25 protein-coding genes and 1 riboswitch are annotated in these 21,439 nt (G+C 40.6%); of the genes, 10 read left to right on the forward strand and 15 right to left on the reverse strand.

Translation table 11 applies throughout. The features are described 5' to 3' along the window. Window positions 1-53 precede the first annotated feature (53 nt). The 7 genes from flgH to flgB form a co-directional block, all read right to left on the reverse strand. Entirely contained in the window at window positions 54-743 is a 690-nt protein-coding gene (gene flgH / locus MORIYA_RS10100) for a flagellar basal body L-ring protein FlgH (RefSeq protein ID WP_112714874.1), read from the reverse strand. Between the two features lie 16 nt (window positions 744-759). Beyond that, window positions 760-1,545 (reverse strand): flagellar basal-body rod protein FlgG, encoded by a 786-nt coding sequence (flgG, locus tag MORIYA_RS10105; RefSeq protein WP_112714876.1) that lies wholly within the window; start codon window positions 1,543-1,545, stop codon window positions 760-762. A 65-nt stretch (window positions 1,546-1,610) separates the two neighbouring features. Next, window positions 1,611-2,333 (reverse strand): flagellar basal body rod protein FlgF, encoded by a 723-nt coding sequence (locus MORIYA_RS10110; RefSeq protein ID WP_112714878.1) that lies wholly within the window; start codon window positions 2,331-2,333, stop codon window positions 1,611-1,613. Between the two features lie 13 nt (window positions 2,334-2,346). Further along, entirely contained in the window at window positions 2,347-3,549 is a 1,203-nt protein-coding gene (gene flgE, locus MORIYA_RS10115; RefSeq protein ID WP_112714880.1) for a flagellar hook protein FlgE, read from the reverse strand. Between the two features lie 9 nt (window positions 3,550-3,558). Further along, window positions 3,559-4,215 (reverse strand): flagellar hook assembly protein FlgD, encoded by a 657-nt coding sequence (locus tag MORIYA_RS10120; protein ID WP_112714882.1) that lies wholly within the window; start codon window positions 4,213-4,215, stop codon window positions 3,559-3,561. Between the two features lie 5 nt (window positions 4,216-4,220). Next, window positions 4,221-4,643 carry a flagellar basal body rod protein FlgC gene (gene flgC / locus MORIYA_RS10125; RefSeq protein WP_112714884.1) on the reverse strand — a complete coding sequence of 141 codons (423 nt, stop codon included), beginning with the start codon at window positions 4,641-4,643 and terminating at the stop codon, window positions 4,221-4,223. Between the two features lie 2 nt (window positions 4,644-4,645). Beyond that, window positions 4,646-5,017, reverse strand: a complete 372-nt coding sequence (gene flgB / locus MORIYA_RS10130; RefSeq protein WP_112714886.1) for a flagellar basal body rod protein FlgB — start codon at window positions 5,015-5,017, stop codon at window positions 4,646-4,648. A 75-nt stretch (window positions 5,018-5,092) separates the two neighbouring features. Here flgB and flgA point away from each other — a divergent pair, with 75 nt between their 5' ends. From flgA to MORIYA_RS10145, 3 genes are all read left to right on the forward strand, one after another. Beyond that, complete coding sequence (flgA, locus tag MORIYA_RS10135) at window positions 5,093-5,833, forward strand: flagellar basal body P-ring formation chaperone FlgA (protein WP_232011592.1); 741 nt, start codon at window positions 5,093-5,095, stop codon at window positions 5,831-5,833. Window positions 5,834-5,917: 84 nt separating this feature from the next. After that, complete coding sequence (locus tag MORIYA_RS10140; protein ID WP_112714890.1) at window positions 5,918-6,193, forward strand: flagellar biosynthesis anti-sigma factor FlgM; 276 nt, start codon at window positions 5,918-5,920, stop codon at window positions 6,191-6,193. Continuing rightward, the gene (locus tag MORIYA_RS10145) at window positions 6,190-6,636 is read left to right on the forward strand and encodes a flagella synthesis protein FlgN (RefSeq protein ID WP_112714892.1); all 447 of its coding nucleotides are present in this window, start codon (window positions 6,190-6,192) and stop codon (window positions 6,634-6,636) included. The genes MORIYA_RS10140 and MORIYA_RS10145 overlap by 4 nt, the downstream gene beginning before the upstream one ends. Window position 6,637: 1 nt before the next feature. Here the strand turns inward: MORIYA_RS10145 and MORIYA_RS10150 are convergent, their stop codons facing one another. The 8 genes from MORIYA_RS10150 to MORIYA_RS10185 are packed head-to-tail and all read right to left on the reverse strand — an operon-like array spanning window position 6,638 to window position 14,383. Continuing rightward, entirely contained in the window at window positions 6,638-7,051 is a 414-nt protein-coding gene (locus tag MORIYA_RS10150; RefSeq protein ID WP_162629266.1) for a flagellar FliJ family protein, read from the reverse strand. After that, on the reverse strand, window positions 7,041-8,375 hold the full coding sequence (locus MORIYA_RS10155; RefSeq protein WP_112714896.1) for a FliI/YscN family ATPase: 1,335 nt from the start codon (window positions 8,373-8,375) through the stop codon (window positions 7,041-7,043). Before MORIYA_RS10155 ends, MORIYA_RS10150 begins: the two co-directional genes overlap by 11 nt. Before the next feature lie 32 nt (window positions 8,376-8,407). Beyond that, window positions 8,408-9,097: a FliH/SctL family protein gene (locus tag MORIYA_RS10160; RefSeq protein ID WP_112714898.1), complete on the reverse strand. Its 690-nt coding sequence runs from the start codon at window positions 9,095-9,097 to the stop codon at window positions 8,408-8,410. Beyond that, on the reverse strand, window positions 9,097-10,110 hold the full coding sequence (locus MORIYA_RS10165) for a FliG C-terminal domain-containing protein (RefSeq protein WP_112714900.1): 1,014 nt from the start codon (window positions 10,108-10,110) through the stop codon (window positions 9,097-9,099). The genes MORIYA_RS10160 and MORIYA_RS10165 overlap by 1 nt, the downstream gene beginning before the upstream one ends. Continuing rightward, a complete protein-coding gene (fliF, locus tag MORIYA_RS10170; protein WP_112714902.1) occupies window positions 10,100-11,842 on the reverse strand; it encodes a flagellar basal-body MS-ring/collar protein FliF in 1,743 nt (580 codons plus the stop codon). The genes MORIYA_RS10165 and fliF overlap by 11 nt, the downstream gene beginning before the upstream one ends. Before the next feature lie 8 nt (window positions 11,843-11,850). Further along, window positions 11,851-12,180: a flagellar hook-basal body complex protein FliE gene (locus MORIYA_RS10175; protein ID WP_112714904.1), complete on the reverse strand. Its 330-nt coding sequence runs from the start codon at window positions 12,178-12,180 to the stop codon at window positions 11,851-11,853. 15 nt (window positions 12,181-12,195) lie between these two features. After that, a complete protein-coding gene (locus MORIYA_RS10180) occupies window positions 12,196-13,527 on the reverse strand; it encodes a sigma-54-dependent transcriptional regulator (protein WP_112714906.1) in 1,332 nt (443 codons plus the stop codon). A gap of 1 nt (window position 13,528) precedes the next feature. Beyond that, window positions 13,529-14,383 (reverse strand): OmpA family protein, encoded by an 855-nt coding sequence (locus MORIYA_RS10185; RefSeq protein ID WP_112714908.1) that lies wholly within the window; start codon window positions 14,381-14,383, stop codon window positions 13,529-13,531. 215 nt (window positions 14,384-14,598) lie between these two features. Beyond that, window positions 14,599-14,681: riboswitch (cyclic di-GMP riboswitch) on the reverse strand. A gap of 401 nt (window positions 14,682-15,082) precedes the next feature. On the opposite strand from MORIYA_RS10185, the gene MORIYA_RS10190 reads away from it, so the two are divergent. Genes MORIYA_RS10190 through flhA form a run of 7 tightly spaced genes read left to right on the forward strand, consistent with a single transcriptional unit; the run spans window position 15,083 to window position 21,376 of the window. After that, window positions 15,083-15,976, forward strand: a complete 894-nt coding sequence (locus tag MORIYA_RS10190) for a FliM/FliN family flagellar motor switch protein (protein WP_112714910.1) — start codon at window positions 15,083-15,085, stop codon at window positions 15,974-15,976. 17 nt (window positions 15,977-15,993) lie between these two features. Continuing rightward, complete coding sequence (gene fliN, locus MORIYA_RS10195) at window positions 15,994-16,371, forward strand: flagellar motor switch protein FliN (RefSeq protein WP_112714912.1); 378 nt, start codon at window positions 15,994-15,996, stop codon at window positions 16,369-16,371. Continuing rightward, on the forward strand, window positions 16,368-17,108 hold the full coding sequence (gene fliP / locus MORIYA_RS10200) for a flagellar type III secretion system pore protein FliP (protein ID WP_112714914.1): 741 nt from the start codon (window positions 16,368-16,370) through the stop codon (window positions 17,106-17,108). The genes fliN and fliP overlap by 4 nt, the downstream gene beginning before the upstream one ends. A gap of 2 nt (window positions 17,109-17,110) precedes the next feature. Further along, window positions 17,111-17,380 (forward strand): flagellar biosynthetic protein FliQ, encoded by a 270-nt coding sequence (locus tag MORIYA_RS10205; RefSeq protein WP_112714916.1) that lies wholly within the window; start codon window positions 17,111-17,113, stop codon window positions 17,378-17,380. 2 nt (window positions 17,381-17,382) lie between these two features. Further along, window positions 17,383-18,165, forward strand: coding sequence for a flagellar biosynthetic protein FliR (gene fliR, locus MORIYA_RS10210; RefSeq protein WP_112714918.1), 783 nt, complete (start codon window positions 17,383-17,385; stop codon window positions 18,163-18,165). Then, complete coding sequence (gene flhB, locus MORIYA_RS10215) at window positions 18,158-19,285, forward strand: flagellar biosynthesis protein FlhB (RefSeq protein ID WP_112714920.1); 1,128 nt, start codon at window positions 18,158-18,160, stop codon at window positions 19,283-19,285. The genes fliR and flhB overlap by 8 nt, the downstream gene beginning before the upstream one ends. Before the next feature lie 15 nt (window positions 19,286-19,300). Then, window positions 19,301-21,376, forward strand: a complete 2,076-nt coding sequence (gene flhA, locus MORIYA_RS10220; RefSeq protein ID WP_174216918.1) for a flagellar biosynthesis protein FlhA — start codon at window positions 19,301-19,303, stop codon at window positions 21,374-21,376. Window positions 21,377-21,439: the final 63 nt, after the last annotated feature.

The following is a 21,439-nucleotide window of genomic DNA, read 5'->3' on the forward strand; positions in this document are numbered from 1 at the left end:
TATTGTCTCTAAATCACAATCCTGAATACGTTCTAGCAACCACTGATTGATGACTAAAAAGGAAACCACTTACTATTAATGAATCGTGTAAACCAACCTTGTTGATTCGATTCAGCAAGTTCGCCACGCCCAGCATAAGTAATATTCGCATCTGCAAGTCTTCGAGAGCTTATTCGATTCGACTTATCAATGTCCTCAACCCGGACTAAACCTGTCAAACGAATATACTCATCCCCTTGGTTGAGTTTGATCCATTTCTCACCACGAATACGCAACGCGCCAGTCGGTAAAATTTCAGCCACCGTCACCGTAATCGCACCAGATAATGCATTTTGTTGACTTGATGTACCACCACCATTAAATGATCGGTCAGAGCCAAAACTAAACGAACCTGTTGCATCAAAAGACGGCAGATTACTGGCATAATCACCACTAGCTTTAGCGTTCTTTTTAATGCCTGAGTTTGCTCGCTTACTAGACTGAGTCTGCTCTTCGAGTATTACCGTTAAAATATCACCGACCTTGTATGCGCGACGATCTTGAAACATATTTAATAGCGAATAATTAGCTAATAAACTACCATCACCTAGGGTAGTTGTATCACTGCGTACTATCGGTTTAGTGGTGATAGTAGGTGACCATTCTGCCTCACCCGGTTTTGCCTCTAACACATTGTAAACGCTATCGGCACAACCTCCTAAAAGTGCACAAACACTCAGTTTCACCAGCCATTTCGCCAACATAATGAGTACCTATCGGTTATAAAGTTTGAGTAACGAACTGCAACATTTTATCCGCAGCAGACACCACTTTGGCATTCATTTCATAAGCGCGTTGCGTCGAAATCATATCTACCATTTCTTCCACTACACTGACATTTGAACCTTCTAACCCGCGTTGCTTAATTTGTCCTAATGAGGCCTCACCAGCCACGCCTTCTTGTGCCGCACCAGATGACCCAGTTTCAGTATATAAATTACCGCCTAACGCCACTAAACCTGCTGGATTAGCAAAACTTGCCAGCGTTATTTGGCCTATGTCTTGTGGCGCACTTTCACCCGCTAACTGCGCTGTTATAGTACCGTCCGAACCAATTGTAATACTGGTTGCGTCTTCTGGAATTTGGATGTTTGGAACCAAGGGTAAACCATCGCTATTCACAATTTGACTATCTGAATTCAACGTAAATTGACCATTGCGCGTATATGCTATTTCACCGCTGACTTGTTCAACTTGGAAAAAACCTTTCCCAATAATAGCCATATCCAGCTCTTGACCCGTTTCAGAAAAGCTGCCCGGCGTGAAAACTTTTTGAGTACCGGTAACACGAACACCATTACCAACTTGAACGCCCGTTGGTATTTCATTATTTTGGTCTGCTAATGCCCCTGGCTGACGTTTGATATCATAAAATAGATCCGAGAATGCAACGCGATCTTTTTTAAAACCAATGGTATTAATATTGGCGAGGTTATTGGCAATTATTGACATTTTTACATCTTGTGCTGCCAACCCGGTTTTACTTGTCCAAAGTGCTGAACTCATTATATTATTCCTACTATTTAAACCTAAGGTGATTAATTATTTAAAGCTAAAGTAATTAATTATTATCAACCGCTGATCAGTTGATTGCCTTTTTGAGCCAATGTATCAGCCGTTTTCATCATCTTAATTTGCAGTTCAAACTGGCGATTAACCATCATTGATGCAACCAACTCGGTCACCGCATTCACATTAGAACCTTCCAGAAACCCTGACACTAATGCGACATCTTCAGCTCGATTTCCTACCGCGCCCGCCTTTAAATGCAACAAGCCGTCCTGCCCTTTCACCATGCTGCCCGCTTCAGGTTTAATCAGCTTTATTAGGCCAACTTGAACCTGTGCACCACCTAAAGTAATGGCAGTCACAGTCCCATCACTGCCAATTTCGATACTTTGGTATTCAGGGAAAGTAAGTTGCGCACCATCAGCAACCACAGCGTTACCATTAATGAAAGCACGGCCTTCACTGTCTAATGTCATGCTGCCAGCCCGAGTATATGCTTCAGCCCCACCCGGCGTTTGCACTGCAATATAACCTTCGCCTTGAATTGCGATATCTAAGCTACGGCCGGTTTTTTCTAGCTCACCAGCAGCAAAATTAGTACCTGACGCTGTACTTTGACTGAGATAACGGGTTGCATAACCCGCGCCTTCGATCTTGTAAGCGACAGCGCGAGCAATATCAGCTTTAAAGCCGTTGGTATTCACATTCGCCAGATTATTAGCACGAATGTTCATTGCCGTTTGGCTTTGCTCGGCACCCGATAAAGCGGTATAGAGTAGTTTCATCAACTAATTCCTATTAAAATGCGTTAAATAACACTTGCGTCATTTTTTCAGCGGCTGAAATAGTTTTAGAGTTAGCTTGATAGTTACGCTGTGCGGTCATCAAACTAACGAGTTCACCAGTCAGGTCTACGTTAGAACCTTCATAAGCACCCGAGGTTAATGAACCCAGCGTACCACTACCTGGTAAGCCTACAGTTGGTGCACCCGACGCAAAGCTTTGACCCCATGTGGTATTATCACCTTGACGTAAGCCATTTGGATTAGCAAAATTAGCCAAAATTACTTTGCCTTGTAACTTATCTTGACCATTAGTGTAAACACCGTACAGAGAACCATCATCATCAATACGAATTGTTTTCAGATCGCCAGCGCCATATCCGTTCGTTTCATTACGACTCAAACTGAAACTTGCTGCATTCTGACTCATATTAGTCATTGATATTTTGATACTTAAAGGCTCAGCTCCCGTGATGGCCTGAGAAACCGTAACAGACCCCGTCGGCGACGTGATATTACCACTGGTGTCAAAGGTTAAAGTCTGCGTTGCAGTTGTACCCGCTGGTTTGCCATCGATAAAGTAATGTGCAGTCCACTCATTTGTCGCAGGGGCCGCCGACTTTACAAAATACTGGGTTAACACATGCTCAGTACCAAGTGAGTCGTAAACTTTACCTGATTGCGAATAGTTATACATATCAGGCTTGATATTGGCAGGGTCAAATGCGCTAGCAGGTACTGGCGCATCCGCTTTTAAGTTAGCGGCAAATTCAACACTCGACGATGCTTTCGCGGGTAATGTACCGGTGCCGACCTTTAGATCCGAAATAACACCGCTTAACAGTGCGCCATTGGCATCCACAGGATAACCTTGTAAACGCGCACCACTACTGGTTTCAATATAATTGCTCGCATTACGAACAAACGAGCCTGCACGCGTATAAGATGTTTCACCGCCATTATTTAATACAAAGAAACCACGACCAGAGATCGCAAGATCCATTGCACGGCCAGTATTAACGACATCGCCATCGCGATCAAAGTTACTTGAAATCGCAGCAACTTCCACACCGCCAGCAGAACCACCACTGTAAACAGCAGAGAACTCTGCACGACCTGATTTAAAACCCGAGGTATTTACATTGGCAATATTTTGCGAAATAACATTCAACTGCTCATTAGTAGAACGAAGCCCTGACAAACCGATACTATAAGACATTTTAAACCCTTAACTTATTGTTTTACCAAATTCAGAAATAGAGAACAGCGAGACACTGCCCATACCTGCAATTGACAGTTGAATATCAGAACCTGTTTTTGGCAAGCTGATTTTTTCAACTTCTCTTGATAATAGAGGTGCGCCATTTAATACTTGGCTACCCATTCTAACTTCAACATCGAACACATAACTGCCTTCATCTAGTGCTGGTACTTCGAATGCAATATCGCCAGACTCAGGGTATTTCCAAATTTGTGTATTAATAACCTTACCGTTCAAATCTTTTACAGTCAGTGTAACTTCATCAGCCGCACTATCGAGACGGATAACACCGCTTGGTTGTTCACCTTGCTTGGCAGCAATGCCAGTAGATGGGACTAACACTGTGGTACCAATTAAGGCTGTGCTCTGTAGTACTTGTTGGGTGTAGAGCATTTCTGCTTGACCAGCTTGACCAGCACGTAACCCCTCAATCCCTTCAACCATAGAAAACTGGGCCAGTTGGCTGACATACTCAGCACCATCTAGCGGATTAAGCGGGTCCTGGTTTTTAATTTGCGCAACCATCATCTGTAAAAATTCATTTTTCAAGCCCAAAGCACTATTGGCTGTAACCTCAGACGTCTGAGCTGGGTTCGTTCTATTACTATTATTTATTGGATTCATAACCACTATCCTTGCCCAAGTCTTAATAGACTTTGTTGCATGCTATTGACACGGCGCATGACCTCAGCTGAACTCTCAAAACTACGAGATGCCGACATCATGTCAGCCATTTCAGCCACCGCATTCACATTAGAATAAAAAACGTAACCATCGTTATTTGCGAGTGTATGCTCAGGCTCATATCGACGTTCAATAGCTTGTTGTGATTGAGTAACACCAAGCATATTAACGCTTGCTCCCGTCACCTCTAAAGTTTCTTGACTCGTTTGATAAACAGTCGCAAAGATCGGCTTCAACGCATGATATGCTTCTTTTTCGCTGCTTGCTGCTGAGTTCACATTCGCTAAATTTGAGGCGACTGTATTCAAACGTAATATCTGGCTTCGCATACCACTGCCAGCAATTTCATAGATATTATTAAATGACATAATTAGCGTCCATCGATTACTTTTTGAAGTCCTTGAATACGCATATTTAAGAACGTTAAACTACTTTGGAAGTTCATCGCATTGTTATTAAATTTTGCTTGTTCGATACCTAACTCAGCAGTATTACCGTCTTTTGAAGCTTGAAATGGCACACGATATAGACTATGCATTTCTAATTCTGGTAATCTACCGCCTGTTGATTGATTTAATTGTGTTTCTAAATTTATCAGCACTGACTTGAAATCATAATCGCGGGCCAGATAACCCGGAGTATCAACATTGGCTAAGTTACCAGCTAAAATCTCACTGCGTTGAACGCGCGCTTGTAAAGCGTAAGGATGAATTCCCAGTGCTTTATCAAAATTTATTGCCATGAACTGTGATTCCTAATGGTTTGTTATCATAAACTTAAGCAATATTCACACCACAAATTGAAGGGCTTTAAAACAATGACTTACAATGTAAATAGACAAAAAAGGGAAGTAGGAACGGAAGTGCAACTTCCCCTAAGGAAGTTACTGATATTAACTATTCTGTGGTCACTGAGTAACAGCGTGTCTGCGCATTTATTTAAGCAACAGGTTGAACAAGATATTAAACACTATAGCCAGCAACAAAACTGGCTAAATTATGATGCTGAGGTCCTCATCTGGCTACCGAATAAAGCAAATCACTTGCCTGCCTGTAAAGACACAGTGCAATATCAACGGACAACACCAAATAATGCACCGATTGGTCGAGTCAATTATTTAATATCTTGTACACAGCCAAGCTGGAAGGTCCGCGCGCATGCTAAAGTAAAAATAGGCTTAGAAGTGTGGCATGCTAAAACAGACATTAACCCCAATCAGATACTAAAAAAACAACATATTCAGTTACAACGGGGAGTAATAAGCCGTCACACCCAGCGTTTTATCACCAGCTCACAACAATTAGTCAATCAACGAGCTAAACGCCGAATTAGGTCAGGTAAAATAATCTTACCAAGTCAATTACAGCAACGTCTGTTAGTCGAGCGTAAGGATGAAGTCATAATCAGGGCCGGTTCAGGCGGTTTTGTAGTATCAATGAAAGGAAAAGCCCTGCAGAATGGTCAATTAGGTGATAAAATCTATATTAAGAACTTGTCATCAGGGAAAAAAATTCAGGCTAAAATCATTGCATCAGGCGTTGTTGAAACTTTATTTTAGTTTATTTTCCATTTAGCATTACAGTTACACTCTGTTTGTGTCGCTTAACTATAATAACCGGATAATTGTAGGTACGAAAACAGCATGAAAATAACCAATAGCATTAATGGTCACGCAATGGCTAAAGCCGTATCAAGCGCAACTAAAGTAACCACTGATACTGCAGTTCAAGGTTTGAAACAAACCACTGAAGTGAATCGAAAAGCCGATAACTTTGTTAATATCAGCAATAAGTTAGCACCGACTTCGGATATAGACATGGATAAAGTGAACCGCATTTCGGCACTACTTAGAGAAGGTAAACTAAGCTTAGATTTAGACATACTGACTGATAGTATTATTGAGATGCACCGTCGATGAGTCAAGTTCGTCAATTTATCATCGCTTTAATTTCAGGCCTAAAGGCAGATATTAAAAATTACTCACGATTCCATGAATTACTGCACAAACAGCACAACCTGATGCAGCAACATAACAGTGAAGCACTCATCACGTTAAATCAAGATCATAGTATATTAATAGAAACAATTAGTAAGCACGCTATACGCCGTAAACAACTTATGTGTCATATTGGTGTTACTGCTGATAATGCGGGTATGGAAAAAATACTGGCCGCACTCGATGCGCAATCTGGCCCTCAAGTCGCCATATTATGGGATAAATTAAAGCAGCTAACTCACCACTGCCACGACCAGAATGAAGTGAATGGTCAATTACTCGCATTACAATTCGAACTATTAAATAAAGTCTTACATATTCAACCGCAAGATGAGTATTCACCCAATACCGCCGGTGAATACTAAGTTAATCTCGATTCCGTAAAAAAACCTGTATAGCTAGTTCATCATTTTGAAATTGTTCAGCTATATCTTGTGCTAACTGCGCCTTAGATTCACGCCTCCTGAGCACGGATTCAAAACCTTTAACCTGCCCAATTTTCTGGCTGATAAGCGTGTTCTGGCGTAATAGGTCCGCTTCATGTAGATCAATTTCAAACTGTTGGTTATCAATCAAACCGTCAACTTGATTTCGCATCGACTGCATATTTTGTAAATGCAATACTTGGCTATCGCCATTATTTGCAGTTAAGGCTTGCTGGTAAGTCGCTAATTGAGATATTTGATATTTTTTGCGCTGCAGTTGTTCATTAAACTGTACTCGCTGCGCCGATAATGCATCTAGTTTTTTTTGTTCTATACCAATTAATCTATTTAGCATGCTCATTATCCATCAGATCTATCAATTGATTCATACTATCGCTTAGCCCACTTTTCTCATCGAGGCCCTGCTGTAAAAATGCAGCAATCGCAGGAAACTTCTGTACAGCATAATCTACTTGTATATCCTTGCCGGGTTGATAACCACCTAACGGGATCAGTTCTTTTATTTGTTGATAACTGCTGTATAGTTTTTTTAGTTTGAGCGCATGCGCGAGATAATCTTTTGTCACTACTTGCGGCATAACACGACTAATCGATGCACTAATATCAATGGCCGGATAATGTCCTTGTTCAGCGAGATCACGGCTAAGCACGATATGACCATCTAAAATAGCGCGAGCGGCATCAGCAATAGGTTCTTGCTGGTTATCGCCTTCGACCAGTACAGTATAGATAGCAGTCATGCTACCACTACCAAGTCCATTACCTGCGCGTTCAACTAATTGGGTGAGTAGACTGAATACGGAAGGCGGATAACCTTTCGTTACCGGAGGCTCTCCCATCGCTAAACCAATCTCACGCTGCGCTTGCGCATAGCGGGTCAAAGAATCCATTAATAATAAAACGTGCTTACCTTGATCACGGAAATGCTCAGCTAAACGATGACAAACTTGTGCCGCACGCAAGCGCATCAGAGCGGTAGAATCCGCTGGAGCTGCAACAACAATCGCGCGTTTTAGGCCTTCCTCACCTAAACTATGTTCTATAAATTCACGTACTTCCCGACCGCGTTCACCAATAAGCCCAACAATAATAATGTCAGCTTCGGTATAACGAGTCATCATGCCTAATAACACACTTTTCCCGACACCTGAGCCGGCAAAAAGACCTAAACGCTGCCCTTTACCGGGTGTTAACACCGCGTTAATACAGCGAATGCCGACATCAATGGGTTCAGATATAGGTTGACGACTAAGTGGGTTATTTGGCAAAGAAAAGAGGGGGATCGACTCACCAGTAATGGCTGGCAGGCCATCAAGCGGTTGCAGTAGTCCATCAACAACCCGGCCTAATAATTGTTCGCCAACAACAATTTTTTCAATACCACTTTGTGGTGAAACCCTCGCACCCGAAAACAAGCCCACGGCATGTTGAAGTGGCATTAAATAACTAATATCTCTGTTGAAACCAACCACTTCAGCAACTAAACTGCCATTGTTTAGCGTTTCAATAAAGCAACGCTGACCGATAAAAAGTCGACAACCCGTCACTTCGAGTGTCAAACCATTAATACGCACAAGTCGCCCATAAACTTTTGCGACAGCACCGGCATCAATACTTTCCACCGCCTGAATCAACCGCTCTTTTAAGGCTTCATTCATCGCCGAGTTCCCCTTGTAACATCAAAATTGGACTAGTTAGCGTCTGTCATTGACTGATTCATAGATTCCATACACTGCTGAAAACGTTCTTCGGTATCAACTGAAATCTCCTTATCTGAACTCTTAATATAGCTATCTCCGACAGCTAATTCCTCATCAACTTCCAGTGCCCAACCATTCAAGTCTAAGATACCGAGGTCTTTAAGGCGTTTTTTATCATCTACATTTAAAAAGATACGTACTTTGTCAATATCATCGGCAAACACTTGGATTGCTTCTTCAACAAGATTTAACACTTGCTTAGGGTTTAACGTCAGTTCGGCACGAATAACTTGGCGAGATACTTGTCCGACTAAATCGGCAATCAGTTCTTGTTGAACAACGAGCTTATGCTTAGCTAATTCATCGACTTTTTTCTGCACTGTTGAAAGCTGAGTAATGGCATCTTTAAATAACTGCGCGCCTTTAATTTGGCCTTCCGCAATACCTTGCATAAGACCCGTATTATACCCTTCTTGACGACCATCAACTAAACCTTGCTGCAAGCCACGCTCAACACCTTCCTTATGTCCTTCTTCCAAGCCCTGCTGAAATTCTTGCTCCACATTAGGTGATATGTCATCCACAGCGCCGAGGGTCGCACCGCCACCAACACGATATGGCGGAAATACATGCCGTCGATAACTGATGTTATTGGCTTTAATAATTTGAGCTGAGTTCATTAGCTAACCACTTGTTCTTCGAATAATTGTAACTGTAACTCACCACTTTCAAAGAGCTTACGGGCGATAGCCATAATCTCTTTGCGTGAAACTTCTATTTTACTCAACGGCATAGGACCCAAACGTTGAATTTCAGCATTAAGCGCTTCAGCCATACGTTTTGGCAATGCTTCTTCAATTCTATTGATAATTGATTTATCCGCACCTTTCAACGCTGTGGCGAAAACCTCATTAGGAACGGCTTCAATAAGCGCTTGCAGAATATCTAATGGCTGTCGTCCAAGAATCATAAAGTTGAACATGTTATCTCTAATCGCATTCGCTGTATCAACGTTATGCATCTCAACTAATTCAATTAAGTTAGCTTTATCGCCACTATAACGATTAAGGATATTCGCCGCTTGACTGCTGCCATCAACTTTAGCACCCGACTGTTCAGCAACAAAATCAATACAAAGTTGTAGTGTGACTCTTAAATCACTGATTACATGATCACTGATGTTTTCTAAATTAGCGATACGATAGATCAATTCATCATGAGACTCTAAGGGTAAATGTTTTAGCACCGCATTGGCTGTATCAGGTGATAAAAATGCCAACATAACCGCTTGCATTTGCAAGTGTTCATGACGGAAAAAACGTGCTAAAACATCCGCTGGTAACCACTGTAAGCGCTGAATATCATTCGACATTACATCACCATAAATGGAATCTAACATGCCACTAGCCAGTTTTCGTCCAAGCGCCATATCTAATGATTTCTCAAGATATTCGCGAGATGCTCTACTTATTCCACTTTGCTGAGTATATTGTTCAAAAAATTGTTGTAAAATTTGCTGAGCATCAATACTTGATACATTACTGAGGCGAGCCATTGCCATTGACACATCTTTAACTTCTTCAGGTTCCATCAATCGCAATATTTTTGCAGCTGATTCTTCACCCATGCTTAACAGTAAAACAGCGGCTTTATCTCTTTCACTAAACGCTGTAGTCATATCATTACGACTCATTCTGACTCCCTCCGTTAGACTTAACCCAGCCTTTCAATACTTCCGCAACACGAACAGCTTCTTTATCTGCTAAAATTTGTAGGTGATTTAATTGCACACTAAACTCACTTCCTGGGGCTGGTAAAGCGGGTATTTCAACTGATGTCAACTCAGTCATATTGACCAGCTTACTTGCCTTACTGAGCTCATCTGGCTTAATATCAGTGCTTAAGCTATTCGTTTTAGCGTCACTTGTTTGTTCTGTCGACGCAAGCGCAGCATTTTCTGTTGGTCGTGATTGACTAACAAAGTGTTTAATTAACGGTCTGATTACAAATATAATTAACGCTAAGCCGAGGATTGTAATAACGATATAGCGCAAGTACGCTTGTATTACATCCATCTGCCACCAAGGTAACGCTTCAAACGTTATTTCAGGAACAGCGATAAAATCATAACCAGAAATATTTAACTGATCGCCACGACTAGCAACGATACCAATAGCATTTTTTATCGTGATAGATATTTTAGCTAACTCTTGATCACTCCAACCTTCTTTACCCGTTGCTATTTTATTATTCAAAATAACAGAAACACTCAAGTTATTAATACGACCAAATTCATATTTTTTATGCATCACAGAGCGACCAACAGCATATTCTTTGCTGTAATCATTACGCTTAGTTATCATCGATAATGCCGCTTCACTCGATGCTGTTTCTTCACCTTTCTTTGCCACTTTTTTGATTGGTGGTAAATTTGATAACGAACCTGGAATACCAACAGCATTGACATCGCCAGAAACTTGTTCACGTATATTTTCCTTTGTTAATACAGTTTCAGGGCTCACCGTCTCTATCGTCTCTTCGACTTCATTGAAATCTAAATCTGCGGTTAGTTGTATTCTAAAATTTTCAGCACCAACAAGTGGGTATAACAGATCACTTATTCGACTAATTAACCGTGCTTCGAGATCATGTTTAAATGTAACCAGTTGCGTGGCCACTTGGCCGCGATTACTCGACTGACTACCGGATAAGGTTAATAATCTACCCGCCTGATCGACCACTGAAATATTATCGGGCTTCATATTTATGACACTGCTCGCGACTAAATTAATGATCGCGGTAACTTGCCCTTGAGAAAGTTCTCGACCGGGTTGCAAATCAAGCATGACCGACGCCGAAGCCGAAGCCTCATCACGTCCAATAAACAGTGTGCGCTCAGGTAACGCCAAATGTACACGCGCATTACGAACAGCATCGATAGTGATAATCGATAATGCTAACTCGCCCTCAAGTGCAAAACGATAGCTTTTAGACTCCATAAACTGACTAGTGCCCAGTCCCATTTTACCTTCAAGACCCCCCATCCCCATCGGGATGTTCTTTTTGACACCCAGCGCAGCCAACGCCATGCGTAATTGAGCTAGTTGACTCTTCGCGACTAAAATTTGTCCCGACTCGGTATCTAACTGAAAATCAGCTTTTTGTTGCTCTAACAGCTCAAGGATATTGGCTTTATCATACATTTCTTGTTTCCCATATATGGGAACATACTGCTCAGCAGTCCATAACGAGGCCACAATAGCAGCAGCAATAAGGCTCGATAGCAACCCGATTAAAAATAAAGACCTAAATCGATAAAGTTTGTCGCGGGTTAGTTTCAACCCTGATCGCATGTTCTTTATCACGTTTCCATTACCTGCACCTGGGCTTTTGATAAGACCTCTTTCTTGAGATAAAATTTCCACACTAGCCCCTACAACGGTATACGCATAATATTATCAAAACCGGTCATCAACTTATTTCTAACTTGCATTAATACCGAAAAACTTAACTGTGCTTTTTTTGCCATGACCATCGCACCAACTAAGTCATCACTACGGCCTGAATCGACAGCTGACATCATGCCATTAGCTTTTAACTGCTGCTGATTAACATCACTGATCATCATTTTCATTGTCTGGTTAAATGACACAGCTTGATGAGTACCTAATGGATTACCTGCAATTTCATTACCAGCTTGAAGCTTCATTAGCTCCATTTTATTCATCAAATTAATTGATTGGGTATTTGCTTCGATTTTCATATTAATTACCACCAGTTAAATTGCTATACCTTGCTCTCGCATTGCTACCATTTTGTAACGCAACGCTCTCGTGGTTACACCTAGTGCTGCAGCGGTTTTCATTCTATGCCCTTTAAATTGTTTTAATGTATCTAAAACATATTGGTACTCTGCCCTTTTTTTAGTTGATTCCAATCCTTCAGATTGGTGAATAATTTTCAGCGCCGTTTTCTTTTCATTTAACTGCGCTGGCAGCATTAAATCTGCCACTTGTATTTCCATACCTCGAGCAATAATGAGAGCCCGTTGAATTACATTTTCTAATTCACGAACATTACCAGGCCAAGCATGTCCTAATAACATCAATGTGGCAGCACTACTCATGAAATAATTAGGCGTTGGCGCATACTTACGAATGAAGAACTCCGCGAGAGGCAGGATGTCATCTTTACGCTCTCTCAACGCCCCGCATTGCAAAGGTAATACATCTAATCGGTAATACAAATCTTGACGGAACAGACCTTTTTCAACGGCCTCTTGCAAATTTTTATTTGTTGCAGCGATAATACGAATATTAAGCTTGATTTTTTTATTACTACCGAGCCGTTCAACTTCACGTTCCTGAATCACTCGCAGTAACTTAGCTTGTAATTGCAATGGAATTTCAGCAATTTCATCTAACATGATGGTGCCATTATTGGCGAGTTCAAACTTCCCCACCAGCTCACTCGTTGCACCGGTATAGGCCCCCTTTGTATGACCAAATAGCATGGCTTCAATCATCGATTCAGGCATGGCTGCGCAATTGAAAGCCACAAACGGCCCATCTGCACGCGGAGAATGTGTGTGAATATAGCGAGCCAACAACTCTTTACCAGTGCCCGATTCGCCTCGGATCAATACAGTTGCATCGGTTTGTGCAGCACGATGTGCGAGTTGCACAACCTGACGGCTTTCAGCCGAACAAAGAATAAAATCATCCATTGGTTTGCGTAAGCTCTCAGCTCGCTTTATCGCTTTAATCAACTGGTAATCAGAGAATGGTTTCAGTAAATAATCCGCAGCACCTACTACGATCGCCTCAGCAGCAAGTTCACATTGACTACTTTTCACCATTACGATGATAACGGTGTCAGGGTGATTACGAGAGAAGACATTCACAAAACTAACTAATGACATATCAGCTAATTCGGCATCGACGAGAACAACGGCTGGTGATAACGTCGAGGCATTTAATAAAGCGTCGTCAGCATTCAGACAACGATGTACGACATAGCCTTGTTGTTCTAACTCTTTGCTATCAAGTCTCGTTACTGAAGGAGATTCGAGGATCAATAACATATTATCTTGTTCATGATTAGCCGACATATTATTTACCCAACCGACGAATAATACGTAAATTCACGCGTCTATTTTTTTCACGACCAGAGGCTGTCCGATCTGATTTTAATGGGTAACGATCGCCGTGAGAGCGCACTTCCATTAGTTTTGTAGGGATACCGGCCTCCATCAGATACATATACACATCATCAGCACGTTGTTGTGATAACAATAAATTATTTACTGTATTGCCAATACTATTCGAATGTCCATCGATGAGTATTTTCGTCACTAAACCATCAAGAGATATGTATTTAACGATCGCTGCCATTTCTTGTTTTTGTTGGGTATTCAATAAATACGAGCCACCAGAATAATATAAATTCCGGTCTCTTACTTGCTCATATGAAAAAGGAGATATGTCGCGGAGACATTGATAGTAACCATCAAATACGTCACCTAGATTTACTGAGGGTAGTACTGCATGTATATTGTCGCTGTCAACATAGGTTAAGGCAATATGTCCCCAATCCCCCTGCTGCAGCTGTCGAGTAAAACTCGCAACACCGACTAAAATTTCATTTTCAAACGGCAAGGCAGGCCCTAGCCAACGAGGGTCAGGCAGTATTTTAACTCCCCAAGGTGCCTTTGAACTACCAAGCCTATAACGCTTAATTTTTTGTGTATAAATTGTGGATGTGACGTCGATAAATTCAGGATAGCCCGCTTTCTTAACAATACTAACAGTCCCTAATGTTTCAACATTCGTTGTCATTTTGCACTCAAACGAATTTGAGCTCAATTGCCATTGCACTTGGTCTAGCTCAGAAATAAAAGGTTGTGCATTCAATATTGAACAAAAAAACAAGCTGCCGGCAGCAGGCAACAAAACCTTTAGAGACATGATTCCTCACTCACTTACTTAAATCATTTACAGTACAAGATCAACCCAAATGAATACGTTGATGATGATAAGTAGCTCAATAGCGACGTTTAAGTAACACTCGATTGACTAGCTTATAAACGTAAAGAAAAAAGCAACAGATGAGGTATTTAGCGGCAAAAAGATAGATCTTCCCCCCGGAGTTAATATTTTCAAAAAATATAAACAATTTACCTTTTGGCAGTTCCACTATCTGTAATAAAAATACAGATTGGTAACTTTGCGTCCAAACCTCACGATTTGTTTGCCTTTTTACAGAGGTGCATTTAACAACATCGCAAACCATAAAGCAATTCCAAATACAAAAATATGTAAAAATATGTAAATATATGTAAATATCGATATATCGATATGATAATAAATTGATTTTCGATAAATTAAAATGAACAAACAGCATAAAATATCGGTATAATTATTAACCAAAGTACAATGTAATACCCACAAAGCAATGCCCGTGGTATTATATTAAAATAATATCGATATTTAATTTGCTATACCCCGTTAAATTAATTAGCATTTACCCTCCCCCCAAAAAAATACGCGTGAAATACTTATTTTATACGTATGTCGAACCTGACTTTCCGGTTGATTAACATGCTCAACTGGCGTCATCAAATATCATTTTAAATCTTATAGGCATTATCCATTGGAGAATTTACTATGTTGGTTGTAAAACCTACAGCGGTTAGTCCCAAAATTACAAAATCCAGTTCTAAAATTACTCTCGCTGCCGAATCAGCTGAGATTGAAAAATACGATCTACTCGGTGAACGTCGTCAGTGGACTGATTGCCTTGAAGTCATTAATGCTGATCTTTCCTTGGTTCATCGGGAAATTGAGCGCCGTCTATCTCAATTATTTAATGAATATGAATACAGAATAACGCTACAAAAATTCACTTATGAGAAGGTTAACCCTGTCGATTTAGGGACCAATATAATTTGGCTTCAAGCCCAAAATAACGCGGGTCTGAAAGTATTATTATCGATCAATAATACGATGCTATATACCCTGACAGAAATCTTTCTTGGGGCAACTAAACCGAGCAACAAAGATAACTTAGCGCAACCGAGTGATTCTGAGTATCGACTACTTAAACGCATTTTAACAATCCTGCTGGACGCATTAGATAATCAGCTTAGCCATCATCACGAATGGACTATAAGCCATACTAATCAACCAACTATAGGCGATGAGTTTATTACATCAACTATTGATTGTACGATAAAAGAGTACATGTCTAGTTGGAGAATTTGGTACCCAAAAGAATTTATTAACCAAAAACTATCAAGTAACCGTACGCTGCCTGATTATGAATTGTTAGCAGCAAAACTGGCTAACGCCGCAACGAATATACCAACTAATATCAAGGTTATTCTTGCGAAAACTCAGCTTAATCTCGTACAACTCACACAGCTAAAATCAGGTGATTTCATTATGATGGACTTACCCGAAATTGTCAGTGCCTGCACTGGTAATCATGTTATAGCTCATGGCCGAGTAGTCGTCCAATCTGGACGATTAGTAATGCAAGTAACCGATACAAACGATTAATTTTGGAGATCTAAATAATGAGTAATTTTAATGTAGAAGATATCAACCTAGATTTGGATAGTATCGATACTATCGATAGTCTGGACGATATCTTACAAGATGATAGTTCGCTTATGACGGCAGAAAATAAGCCACTAAAGAAAGATCTTAGCTTTTTTCATAATATCCCCATTGATGTAACGCTCGAAGTGGCCAGCACCAAGCTCGTCATTGGTGACTTAATGATGCTAAGCAGCGGTGCTGTTATAGAATTAGATAAGCTCGCCGATGAGCCTCTTGATCTGAAAGTTAACGGTCAACTTTTAGCCACCGCCGAAGTGGTTGTTGTCAATGGTAAGTACGGCGTTAAGTTAATTGATGTTGTAGATGATGTTGTGAGTGGATTAAAAACATGAAAAAGTTCAGTATCTACTTAGCCGTATTCTTAGCATTTATCAGTCTTGCGGCACCAGCGCATGCTGATTTAGCCTTGTTTTCTGTCAATAATGGCGGGCAATCTCAAGAATACAGTATAAAACTACAACTGTTATTACTGATGACAGCATTGAGTTTATTACCCGCTATGTTATTGATGCTGACAAGCTTCACCCGCATTATAGTTGTTCTGGCAATATTACGACAAGCTATTGGTTTACAACAAAGCCCACCCAATCGAGTACTCGTTGGTATTGCGCTAACACTAACGATACTGATCATGAGACCGGTCTGGACTCAGATACACGAGGATGCTTTCTTACCTTACGATAGCGGTAGCATTACGCTTATTGAGGCTTTAGGTAAAGCCGAGATCCCTTTGCGCACCTTTATGCTTAAACAAACTCGCGAAACCGACCTTGAACAAATGTTGAAAATTGGTAATGAACCCCCAGTAACCTCGGTTGATGATATCCCCTTTGTTGTCTTAATGCCTGCATTTGTCCTCAGCGAATTAAAAACGGCATTCCAGATTGGATTCATGCTGTTTCTTCCATTTTTAGTCATCGATCTTGTCGTCGCAAGTGTGCTAATGGCTATGGGCATGATGATGCTATCGCCACTTATTATTTCTTTGCCTTTCAAACTTATGATATTTGTTTTGGTTGATGGTTGGTCCATGACGATCGGTACATTAACCGCTAGTTTTGGAGGCTAGTTATGACTCCTGAACAGGTCGTATCGTTGATGGGCTTAGCTGTTAACACTATTATTGCCATGGTGTCTGTATTAGTGATCCCTGGATTAATTGTCGGCTTAATTGTCAGTGTTTTTCAAGCCGCAACACAAATTCAAGAGCAGACGTTAAGCTTTTTGCCAAAATTAATCGTCACTTTATTAATGGTTACATTTGCAGGTCATTGGCTGTTAGCACAAGTTAAAGCGCTTTTTGATTATATGTTTTTAAATATCCCAGGGTTAATCGGTTAGCTATGCTTAACTTTTCTAGCATCGAATTAATGCTCATTATTGGTAAAATATGGTGGCCGTTCTTTCGCATTATTTCAGCATTATGGCTATTACCTATATTTGGTGATACCCGCATTACACCAAGTGTGCGTATTTTGTTTGCTTTAACTTTAGCTATTTTAATAGCTCCAGTGGTACCCATCGTTGACAACATCAATCCTTTTTCTTTAGGTAGTATCATTTTAGCTTTAGAACAGATCTTGTTTGGACTATTTTTTGGTCTCAGCTTAACGATGCTATTTGCAATGATGAAATTGATTGGTGAAATACTTTCAATGCAAATGGGCTTATCGATGGCCGTAATGAATGATCCAAGCAGTGGTGGTAGTTCTCACGTTAACTCTCATTTACTGACTATTTTTGCTACGCTGTTATTTTTGAGTTTCAATGGCCATTTAATTGTCTTAGATATTCTAGTTGAAAGTTTTACGACTTGGCCAATCGGCTCTTCTATTTATTTATTAAATATTGATATAATTTTAAAACTTGTCAGTTGGATGTTTATGGCCGCACTCATGTTAGCCATGCCTGCTATTGTCGCCATGCTGTTAGTTAATATCACCTTTGGTGTCATGAACCGAAGTGCACCGTCTTTAAACGTTCATTCATTAGGTTTCCCGATGGGCATGTTGTTGGGCATCATCTGTTTAGGCCTGGTATTTCGTGTCATTCCCAACCGTTTCTTTGATTTTTCGGTATTTATTCTCGAACAAATGCGATTCATTTCTGGGGGATTAAATGTCTGACAGTTCAACGCAAGATAAAACCGAAGAACCCACCCAGAAAAAACTAGATGATGCTAAAAAAGAAGGTCAAATAGCACGTTCAAAAGAGCTTGCTACTGCGGGTTTAATCTTAATAAGTGGCTCTAGTTTGAGTTGGTTCGCCCCCTCTTTTAGTGCGTTTTTTAGTGCCTTATTTACCATTCAAATGCAGCTTACCCGAGAGGTCACTCGCGACCCTCAATATATGGTCGTTATGTTGGGCGAAGCCATCATCAACATGCTCAAAGTATTAATTCCGTTTATTTTGGTATTAAACTTAACCACATTTTTGCTCGGTATAATGCCCGGTGGATTGATCTTTGTATTAAAAAATATTCAGCCCAAAATAAGTAAAATGAACCCTATTTCAGGGTTGAAACGCATGGTATCTAAAGACACCATCATTGAACTTATCAAGTCCATATTAAAAATTTCGCTTATTAGTTTCACCTTGTATAAAGTGCTCAGTTTACATTGGCATGAATTGGCTGCAATGGCGCAAATGCCGCTCTTGAACGTCCTTAACAATGCCATGTATATCATGTCTATCACCCTCTCTTTTATGGGTGCGGCTTTATTAATCGTTGCTGCAATCGACTTACCTTACCAAAAATGGTCGATGAATAAAAAGCTGAAGATGAGTAAACAAGAAATAAAAGATGAACATAAAGGCGCAGAGGGAAACCCCGAAATAAAACAAAAAATCAAGCAAATCCAACGCCAAATGAGCCAAAAAAGAATTGATTCAGCCGTCCCGACAGCAGACTTTATTATTGTGAATCCCACTCACTATGCTGTTGCAGTTAAATACGATGCGGCGCGTAGTCAAGCACCATTTATTGTGGCTAAAGGTGTTGACACCATGGCCCTCCGGATCAAAGAAATTGCCGAAAGTCATGATTTAGACATAATTGAAGCACCTGAATTAACGCGTGCTATTTATCACTCAACACAAGTTGACCAAGAAATACCCGCACAATTATATACCGCTGTCGCGTACATTCTAACGCATATAATGCAACTGAGTGCATACCGCAAAGGGCGTGGAAAACAGCCAAATACATTACCCAACTTTGAAATACCAGCAACGTTAAAACGTTAATTAAAGAGGTTATTCGTGAACTGGAACACCATAAAAAATATTAAAGTAAGTGTACCGATATTCTTACTCGCAGTCCTCGCAATGGTGATGCTGCCATTGCCAGCATGGATACTCGACAGCTTATTTACCTTCAACATTGTACTCTCAATACTCGTACTCTTAGTTGCGGTATCAGCAAAGCGTCCGCTGGATTTTTCTGTCTTTCCTACCGTGTTATTACTTGCAACATTATTACGATTAACGCTTAACGTCGCGTCAACCCGAATGGTATTACTACACGGCCATGAGGGTCCCGATGCTGTGGGTAAAGTAATCCAAGCGTTTGGTGAAGTTGTTATCGGCGGTAATTACGTTGTTGGTATGGTGGTCTTTATTATCTTAATGATCATCAATTTCGTTGTTATCACTAAAGGTGGAGAGCGCATTGCTGAAGTGTCAGCTCGTTTTACACTTGATGCGCTACCTGGTAAACAGATGGCTATCGATGCCGATCTCAATGCCGGCATTATCGATAAGGATCAAGCGAAAATCCGTCGTGCCGATGTTTCTCATGAAGCTGATTTTTATGGTTCGATGGACGGTGCCAGTAAATTTGTAAAAGGGGATGCAATTGCGAGTATGATGATCCTTTTCATTAACCTGATCGGTGGCTTGGCCATTGGTGTATTCCAAAATGATTTAAGTGTTACCGATGCTTTTCAACGTTTTGCATTGCTCACTATTGGTGATGGATTAGTTGCACAAATCCCGTCGCTATTATTAGCAACAGCCGCTGCTATTATCGTGACGCGTGTTAATAATGATGATGGTGAGCTATCGGGCCAGATTGGCCGCCAACTTTTAGCTAACCCAAGTGTCATTTATACCTCAGCAATCGTCATGCTGATACTTGGTCTCGTTCCGGGTATGCCAACATTTGTATTCTTAGTCTTCGCGGCTGTACTTGCTCTCGTGGGTTGGAAACAAAAAGACCACTTAACAGATCACGCGCCAATTCAGCAAGCAGAAAAAATAGTTGAATCATTAACAAAAAGAGATGAACCGCTGAAATGGAGTGACTTACCGATTATCGATTGCTTGTCTATTGAACTTGGCTATCAGCTCGTTTCATTAGTAGATCAAGAACAAGATGGTGAATTACTCAATCGTATTCGAGGTATTCGCAAAACCAACTCTGAAAAAATGGGTTTCTTAATACCAGAAGTGCGTATAAAAGATAACCTAACATTAAAACCGAGTGAATATCGCATTAAACTCAATGGAGCCAAAGTCGCAGAAGCTTCTGTTAAACATGACCAGTTACTTGCGATAAAATCAGGTGAAATATTTGGTACCTTAGACGGTGAGATAACACGTGATCCAGCTTACAACATGGAAGCAGTTTGGATCTCTCCAAACATGAAATCAAAAGCGCTCAATCTCGGTTATTCTGTGGTTGATTGTCCAACGGTCATTGCCACACACGTTAGTAAAATAATTCGTGACAACTTGGCTGAGATATTTGGTTATAATGAAAATGAAGCGCTAATGGAAAGACTCCAAAGTTTATCGCCAAAACTCAGCGATAATTTGGAGAAAGCACTAACAAATAATGATCAACTTAAAGTTTTCCGCCAGTTACTCCGAGAGCAAGTGCCGTTAGTTGATATTGCGAATATTGCGACCACTATTATTGATTCAGCTGAAACGACCAAAGACCCTATTTTATTAAGTTCTGATATTCGTTGCACCTTAAAACGTAGTCTGATCACACTCGCTATTGGCGATAGAACCAAACTGAATACCTTTACCCTTGCTGATGAATTAGAACAAACGCTGCTTACAGCATTAAACCAATCTCAGCAAGAAGCTAAAACCGCAATAGATAGCTTCCCAATAGATCCAAGTTTATTAAGTAAATTACAACAAAAAATGCCGACAGTAAAAGAACAATTACAACAAAATGGTCATCCCGCCACCCTATTAGTGACACCGCAACTGCGTCCATTACTTGCACGCTATGCACGATCGTTTGCTAAAGGATTATCGGTTTTATCTTACAATGAAATACCTGAACATATTCAGGTTGATGTTGTGGGAACCTTGGGATAATTAATGTCGCGTTATTCGGATAACTAAACTGCGCCCGTTACCTGAATGGATCCGATACCGACT

Source organism: Moritella yayanosii (genome assembly GCF_900465055.1).
GTDB classification, from domain to species: Bacteria; Pseudomonadota; Gammaproteobacteria; order Enterobacterales; family Moritellaceae; genus Moritella; species Moritella yayanosii.

What these genes read in the sequence shown, in the direction of transcription:
- flgA (WP_232011592.1), top strand. Translation starts at nt 5,093, where the DNA reads ATGACTTACAATGTAAATAGACAAAAAAGGGAAGTAGGAACGGAAGTG.
- MORIYA_RS10165 (WP_112714900.1), bottom strand. Translation starts at nt 10,110, where the DNA reads ATGAGTCGTAATGATATGACTACAGCGTTTAGTGAAAGAGATAAAGCC.
- MORIYA_RS10160 (WP_112714898.1), bottom strand. Translation starts at nt 9,097, where the DNA reads ATGAACTCAGCTCAAATTATTAAAGCCAATAACATCAGTTATCGACGG.
- MORIYA_RS10145 (WP_112714892.1), top strand. Translation starts at nt 6,190, where the DNA reads ATGAGTCAAGTTCGTCAATTTATCATCGCTTTAATTTCAGGCCTAAAG.
- flgC (WP_112714884.1), bottom strand. Translation starts at nt 4,643, where the DNA reads ATGTCATTTAATAATATCTATGAAATTGCTGGCAGTGGTATGCGAAGC.
- MORIYA_RS10205 (WP_112714916.1), top strand. Translation starts at nt 17,111, where the DNA reads ATGACTCCTGAACAGGTCGTATCGTTGATGGGCTTAGCTGTTAACACT.
- flgB (WP_112714886.1), bottom strand. Translation starts at nt 5,017, where the DNA reads ATGGCAATAAATTTTGATAAAGCACTGGGAATTCATCCTTACGCTTTA.
- flgH (WP_112714874.1), bottom strand. Translation starts at nt 743, where the DNA reads ATGTTGGCGAAATGGCTGGTGAAACTGAGTGTTTGTGCACTTTTAGGA.
- fliR (WP_112714918.1), top strand. Translation starts at nt 17,383, where the DNA reads ATGCTTAACTTTTCTAGCATCGAATTAATGCTCATTATTGGTAAAATA.
- flgE (WP_112714880.1), bottom strand. Translation starts at nt 3,549, where the DNA reads ATGTCTTATAGTATCGGTTTGTCAGGGCTTCGTTCTACTAATGAGCAG.
- fliN (WP_112714912.1), top strand. Translation starts at nt 15,994, where the DNA reads ATGAGTAATTTTAATGTAGAAGATATCAACCTAGATTTGGATAGTATC.
- MORIYA_RS10140 (WP_112714890.1), top strand. Translation starts at nt 5,918, where the DNA reads ATGAAAATAACCAATAGCATTAATGGTCACGCAATGGCTAAAGCCGTA.
- MORIYA_RS10150 (WP_162629266.1), bottom strand. Translation starts at nt 7,051, where the DNA reads ATGCTAAATAGATTAATTGGTATAGAACAAAAAAAACTAGATGCATTA.
- flhB (WP_112714920.1), top strand. Translation starts at nt 18,158, where the DNA reads ATGTCTGACAGTTCAACGCAAGATAAAACCGAAGAACCCACCCAGAAA.
- MORIYA_RS10155 (WP_112714896.1), bottom strand. Translation starts at nt 8,375, where the DNA reads ATGAATGAAGCCTTAAAAGAGCGGTTGATTCAGGCGGTGGAAAGTATT.
- MORIYA_RS10175 (WP_112714904.1), bottom strand. Translation starts at nt 12,180, where the DNA reads ATGAAAATCGAAGCAAATACCCAATCAATTAATTTGATGAATAAAATG.
- MORIYA_RS10120 (WP_112714882.1), bottom strand. Translation starts at nt 4,215, where the DNA reads ATGAATCCAATAAATAATAGTAATAGAACGAACCCAGCTCAGACGTCT.
- flgG (WP_112714876.1), bottom strand. Translation starts at nt 1,545, where the DNA reads ATGAGTTCAGCACTTTGGACAAGTAAAACCGGGTTGGCAGCACAAGAT.
- fliP (WP_112714914.1), top strand. Translation starts at nt 16,368, where the DNA reads ATGAAAAAGTTCAGTATCTACTTAGCCGTATTCTTAGCATTTATCAGT.
- MORIYA_RS10185 (WP_112714908.1), bottom strand. Translation starts at nt 14,383, where the DNA reads ATGTCTCTAAAGGTTTTGTTGCCTGCTGCCGGCAGCTTGTTTTTTTGT.
- MORIYA_RS10110 (WP_112714878.1), bottom strand. Translation starts at nt 2,333, where the DNA reads ATGAAACTACTCTATACCGCTTTATCGGGTGCCGAGCAAAGCCAAACG.
- MORIYA_RS10180 (WP_112714906.1), bottom strand. Translation starts at nt 13,527, where the DNA reads ATGTCGGCTAATCATGAACAAGATAATATGTTATTGATCCTCGAATCT.
- MORIYA_RS10190 (WP_112714910.1), top strand. Translation starts at nt 15,083, where the DNA reads ATGTTGGTTGTAAAACCTACAGCGGTTAGTCCCAAAATTACAAAATCC.